Source organism: Deltaproteobacteria bacterium, from assembly GCA_016213065.1.
In the GTDB taxonomy this organism is placed as follows: domain Bacteria; phylum UBA10199; class UBA10199; order SPLOWO2-01-44-7; family SPLOWO2-01-44-7; genus JACRBV01.
On record JACRBV010000107.1, the window covers coordinates 1 to 5,506 of the forward strand.

The 5,506-nt window shown below is 45.2% G+C and carries 6 protein-coding genes; 5 read left to right on the forward strand and 1 reads right to left on the reverse strand.

Going from position 1 to position 5,506, the window contains the following annotated elements:
- The 5 genes from sufD to HY877_06285 all read left to right on the forward strand — a co-directional run.
- Nucleotides 1–1,128: Fe-S cluster assembly protein SufD (sufD, locus tag HY877_06265; GenBank protein ID MBI5299879.1), on the forward strand; the 1,128-nt coding region annotated here is incomplete at its 5' end.
- Between the two features lie 70 nt (nucleotides 1,129–1,198).
- Nucleotides 1,199–2,464 (forward strand): cysteine desulfurase, encoded by a 1,266-nt coding sequence (locus tag HY877_06270; protein ID MBI5299880.1) that lies wholly within the window; start codon nucleotides 1,199–1,201, stop codon nucleotides 2,462–2,464.
- Between the two features lie 62 nt (nucleotides 2,465–2,526).
- Nucleotides 2,527–2,907 carry an SUF system NifU family Fe-S cluster assembly protein gene (locus tag HY877_06275; GenBank protein MBI5299881.1) on the forward strand — a complete coding sequence of 127 codons (381 nt, stop codon included), beginning with the start codon at nucleotides 2,527–2,529 and terminating at the stop codon, nucleotides 2,905–2,907.
- Nucleotides 2,908–2,920: 13 nt separating this feature from the next.
- Nucleotides 2,921–3,256 (forward strand): bifunctional 3-phenylpropionate/cinnamic acid dioxygenase ferredoxin subunit, encoded by a 336-nt coding sequence (locus tag HY877_06280; protein ID MBI5299882.1) that lies wholly within the window; start codon nucleotides 2,921–2,923, stop codon nucleotides 3,254–3,256.
- Between the two features lie 72 nt (nucleotides 3,257–3,328).
- Nucleotides 3,329–3,958, forward strand: a complete 630-nt coding sequence (locus HY877_06285) for a class I SAM-dependent methyltransferase (GenBank protein ID MBI5299883.1) — start codon at nucleotides 3,329–3,331, stop codon at nucleotides 3,956–3,958.
- Nucleotides 3,959–3,965: 7 nt separating this feature from the next.
- On the opposite strand, the gene HY877_06290 is transcribed toward HY877_06285, so the two are convergent.
- Complete coding sequence (locus HY877_06290) at nucleotides 3,966–5,279, reverse strand: ATP-binding protein (GenBank protein MBI5299884.1); 1,314 nt, start codon at nucleotides 5,277–5,279, stop codon at nucleotides 3,966–3,968.
- Nucleotides 5,280–5,506: the final 227 nt, after the last annotated feature.

The following is a 5,506-nucleotide window of genomic DNA, read 5'->3' on the forward strand; positions in this document are numbered from 1 at the left end:
AAACCAAGATGGTTACAGAATAGAAGAAGCGAAGCGGCCAAAGATTTTGCGATGTTGCCCGTTGCTGTTTCTCTGTCCGGAGAATTTCTTTATGGCGAAAAAACATCGCCTTTCACGCTGGAAAAAACATGGGAAGAAAAAGGTGTGATTCTCAAACCATTAAACAAAGCTCTCTTGGAAAATGAAACTTTGGTTTCCAAATATTTAGGAAGAGGACTTTCTGGAAGAAATGAAAAGTTTCTTTCGCAGAGCGATGCCTTCTGGCAGACCGGGGCTTTCTGCTACATCCCTCCCAACACCATCGTTGAACTTCCACTTTTGATGAACGGATTTTATTCCACGGGAGGCAAAGCGGCATTTCCAAGAATTTTAATTGTGCTCGGTCAAGGCGCAGAAGCTTCCGTGATTAATTTCGCCTCTTCCAAAACGGAAACGGGTGAAAATTTTCTCAATGGCGTCACCGAAGTTTATCTTGAAGAAAATGCCAATCTCACATGGATCGACTTGCAAGATTTGTCGGTTGAGACAAGTGAAGTATCTCTCAAGAGAGCCGAACTTTCATCCAACGCTCATTTGAAATGGGTAACAGATATTCAAGGTGGAAAAATTTCAAAGACAAATATTGAAACCGTTTTGAATGGACCGGGCGCTCACGCGGAAGTGGTAGGGCTTTTCTGTGGTCGAGGAAAACAGCATCTGGAAATTTGCGCCACCACGCATCACACTGCCCCCTACACCACGGCTGATATTTTATTCAAAGGAACGGCGGACGATCAGTCAAAAATAATTTTTCAGGGGATGATCCGGATTGAAAAGAGCGCCCAGCAGACCGAATCCTTCATGGCAAATCACAACATGATTTTAAATGAGCAGGCCCATGTGGAATCCATTCCGCGTCTTGAAATTCTGGCTGATGATGTCAAAGCCTCTCACGGCGCAACGGTGGGACAGGTGGACAAAAAAAAACTTTTCTATCTGCAAAGCCGAGGTCTCACCAAAGAATTCGCTGAACAACTTTTGGTCGATGGATTCTACGAAGATATTTTTGGGAGAATTCCGTTCGAGCCCGTGCGTGAATTAATGCGCAAAAATATGGAGACACGAAAACATGGTATTAAAACGATCTAGCGAGCAAAGCGAGCGAGAGGGGGAGGCTCCTACGGCTTTGCTGTTGGAGGGGGCGACACAAGCCCCTATAATAGACGTGCAAAAAATTCGCGCCGATTTTCCAATCTTAAAAAGAAAGATCAAAGGGAAGCCGCTTATTTATTTGGATAGCGCCGCCTCTTCCCAAAAACCGACACAGGTTTTGCAGGCGATGAACGCTTTCTATGAAGCCAATTACGCAAACATCCACCGTGGTGTTTACACGATCGCTGAAGAGGCGACGGAACTTTATGAAAAAGCGCGCGAGAAAACGGCGCAATTCCTGAACGCCAAAGAAACGCGGGAAATTATTTTCACGAGCAGTACCACCGAATCCATCAACCTCGTCCGTTTTGCGTGGGGAAGGAAAAACATCAAAGAGGGCGACGAAATTTTGCTGACCGAAATGGAGCATCACTCCAACCTCGTCCCATGGCAATTGCTCGCACAGGAAAAAGGGGCGAAACTAAAATTCATTCCGTTTGATGCAGAAGGAAAACTGGTGATGGAAGATTTGGATAAACTTTTAACTCCTCGAACAAAACTGGTGGCTTGTACTTATATTTCCAACACATTTGGAGCCATCAACCCGGTTGAAAAAATCATTACCAAAGCCCACGCCAATGGAAGCCTTATTTTGCTTGATGCCGCGCAGGCAGTACCGCACATGGCCATTGATGTTCAAAAACTCGATGTCGATTTTCTCGCGTTTTCTTCCCACAAAATGCTTGGACCCACGGGCATTGGCGTTCTGTACGGCAAAGCGGCACTGCTTGAAAATATGGATCCCTTCCTCGGCGGCGGAGAAATGATCAAAACGGTTGAGTGGGATCACTCCACTTGGAATGATATCCCGTGGAAATTTGAAGCAGGCACGCAAAGTATTGCCGAAGCGGTTGGGATGGCAGTGGCCATTGATTATTTAAATCATGTTGGGATGGAAGCCATTCACGATCATGAGCAAATGCTGGTGCGACACGCAATGGGGAGGATGCGGGAAATTCCGGGCCTCACTATCTATGGCCCACCGGTCGGGAAACGCGCAGGATTGGTGACATTTAATTTGACCGATGTTCATCCGCATGATGTCGCGGCCCTGCTCGACCGCAACGGTATTTGCGTGCGCGCGGGACATCATTGCACACAACCTCTTCACCGCAAACTGGGACTTAACGCCACCGTGCGCGCCAGTTTCTATCTTTACAACACCAAAGAAGAGGTAGACCAACTGATCGCGGGGTTGAAAGAAATAACGGAATTTTTTAAGGGAGGGGCTTCTTTGTCATCCCGACGAAAGTCGGGATCCAGAAGTTCTTAAAATTACTGGATTCCGGATATTTTTGCTGTTGCAAAAATTCCGGGATGATATTGAGAAAAAATATGGATCCACTTTATAAAGAACATATTCTTGAGCATTACAAATATCCACGCAATCGCGGGTCGCTGGATAAACCGGACATCACTTATAAAGATTTCAATCCCCTCTGTGGCGACGAAGTGCAGATTGATCTGCATATAAAAGACAACAAGGTTGAAGAGGTTCGCTTTCAAGCTAAGGGTTGTGCCATCTCGCAGGCCGCCACATCCATGTTGACCGAAATGATTGAAGGCAAAACTCTGGATGAAGTCAAAAAAATCGGGAAACAGGAAATCATGGAGGAACTGGGACTGGAGCTAGGACCCGTCCGTTTGAAATGCGCCCTACTCTGCTTAAAAGTTTTGAAGAGCGGAGTTTACGGAATAAAGGAATGGCCAATATAAAGGACCATGGACTATGGACCACGGACCAAAAACAAAAAAAACGACACAAGAGTATGCCGTCGCAAAGGTAAACGAAATTTCACCGGGAACTGCAAAACAAGTTGAGGTGGGAGAGGACACCATCGCCATTTTCAATGTGAATGGAAAATTTTACGCCATTGCCGATACCTGCACCCACGCCCACGCTTCTCTTTCTGAAGGAGAAGTTGAAGATCACACCGTAACGTGCCCCTTGCACGGCGCGCAATTCGACATCCGAACGGGAAAAAATCTTTGTCTGCCGGCTGTTGAACCCGTTCAAAAATATAATTTAAAAATTGAAGATGACGTCATCAAGATTGTGTTGTAAAAGTCTCCGGTGACCCCACCACCTGCCCTGACGAAGTCAGTTGATTCTTCAAATCAAAGGGCAGGTGGTGGGGTGACCAAGACAGCCAAAGCGGTTCGGCGAAAATACAACATCGTCGCACGCCTTTACGACAAAGTCCTGCCTCTCTACACCAGAAAAACAATCGGATTAGCCGTGGAAGCCGTTCCGCTTTATGGCGAAGAACAACTCTTGGACATCGGTTGTGGCACGGGGGAGCTGGAAAAAGCTCTGCTTCAAACAAAACCCAAACTCAATATTTTCGGTGTCGATTTATCCGAAGACATGCTCCATATAGCTCGCAAAAAACTGCCGAATTTTCCCAACATCACTTTTCAAGTTGGGGATATTTTAAATATCGAACTCCCCGCCAATTTTTATGATGCCGCCTTCAGTCTTTCAAATCTTCATTACTTTCCCTACCCAAACCTTATCTTCAGAAAAGTCTCGCATCTTCTCAAACCAAAGGGACTTTTTGTAATTATCGATTGGAACCGGAATTCGCTTCGGGGAAAAATTTACAATGCCTATATGCGCTTTGCCGACCCCGCTTTTGTAAAAGCTTATAGCCCCGAGGAAGCCATTCAACTCCTTGGCAAAGAGGGTCTCGCCGTCGAAAAAATCGACACCTTCAAAGTAGGCCTCCGCTGGCACATGATGCGAATTATCGCCAGAAAAGGTTAACAATAAATCAAGAATTCTGAACCAACCACTTCCATGCGGGTACGGTATTTACTGTGACACCCTCTTCATGAAATTTTTCCTCGTGGTTAAGGGTTATCAGCAAATTTTCTTTGATGCCAAAATATTTTGCCGTTGTGATAAGCGGTTCCAGCTCGCGTTTCAACGTGTCCTTTCTGCTGATATCCATGCAAACCTGCACGGCAAGTTCCGGATGGCCATTTCTTTCAAGCGCAACAAAATCCACCTCCTGCCTTTTTGTTTTTGTCAGATAGAAGTGGAGTCTTGCATAGCTTCTTATAAGCTGAAGGAAAATCATATTTTCAAAAGCTCTTGAAAGAGATCCGTCCCAAATCGGACTGTTGAAACAGGCAAGCCCCCAGTCCACGCAATATATTTTTTTGTAATTACGCTCCTGTTCCTTGTGGGACTTGGAAAAAATATCCACCAGAAATAACAGCCACGAATCTCTAGCCCAATGAATATAATCTCTTACGGCATCGCGGCTTGTTGTAAAACCGCTTTCCTTGATGGTGTTATAAACGCTCTGTATCGTGGCAGGCCTCGCAATATTGGACAAAAGAAAACGGCACAAATGGGTGCAGACATTGGGTTTGCTCACGTCATATCTCTGAAGGATGTCCCTCAATATCATCGTGTCAAAGTATTCATGCAACAATGCCGGTTTTGATGCATCCTCGGTATCTGCCATGGCAGGATAGCCACCCCATTTTAAATACGCGTCAAAGTGGCGTTTTATCTCGGCTTGGCTTTTTGTCGAAGCCTCGTCCCCCTCGAATCTCTTGAATTTCAAAAATTCCCTGAAATTTAATGGATACACGATCGAAGAAATAGACTTACCCCTGAGTTCTGTTGCTATATCGTCGCGCAAAAGTTTTGATGAAGATCCGGTGACAATTATTTTCCAGTTCGATTTTTTTGAAAGATCTATCACCGCCAACTCCCATCCCTTTATTTTGTGAATTTCATCGAAGATGAAAACCAGCGGCGTGTTGAGTTCAAATTCCGGATTCATTTTCAAGAAAACGCCGGCGATGTTTTTGATTTCTCCTGCTTTCATTTCCGACAGTATTGGATTGTCAAAATCGATGGGGCAAACCTGTCGCAGGGATTTTATAACGCCTGCTTTAAGCAATTCGTCTGCGAACTGCAGTGCGCGATAACTCTTGCCCGCCCTGCGCGCACCAATGATGGTGGAGACAGTATTTTTGGCTTGATGAATTTTTCCCTCGCGAGGAATATAGTCCGGCAATCCAGATTCCCTGAAATCACTGATTTTATTTTGTATTTCCTGTTCCAGCATTTTTCCCCACTCCCCCAGTCAAAATAGATGTCTAATAATTAGTCATGATACAGCCAATTTATGACTATAAATTAGTCGCAAGTCAATTAAAAAATGGGAAACGTTCCCCGCGGAATTTTGACGGTGGGAGGGGGGTGGGTGACATTTTTTTGACGTGGTGAGTGTCAAAATTTATCAAAATGACAGGTGGGAATCTTCCATCCGCGTTTTATTGTATTTGAGACCTG

Bases quoted from the DNA above. Each gene is read 5' to 3' on its own strand.
- HY877_06275 (MBI5299881.1), top strand. From the start codon at position 2,527: ATGGATCCACTTTATAAAGAACATATTCTTGAGCATTACAAATATCCA.
- HY877_06280 (MBI5299882.1), top strand. From the start codon at position 2,921: ATGGACCACGGACCAAAAACAAAAAAAACGACACAAGAGTATGCCGTC.
- HY877_06290 (MBI5299884.1), bottom strand. From the start codon at position 5,279: ATGCTGGAACAGGAAATACAAAATAAAATCAGTGATTTCAGGGAATCT.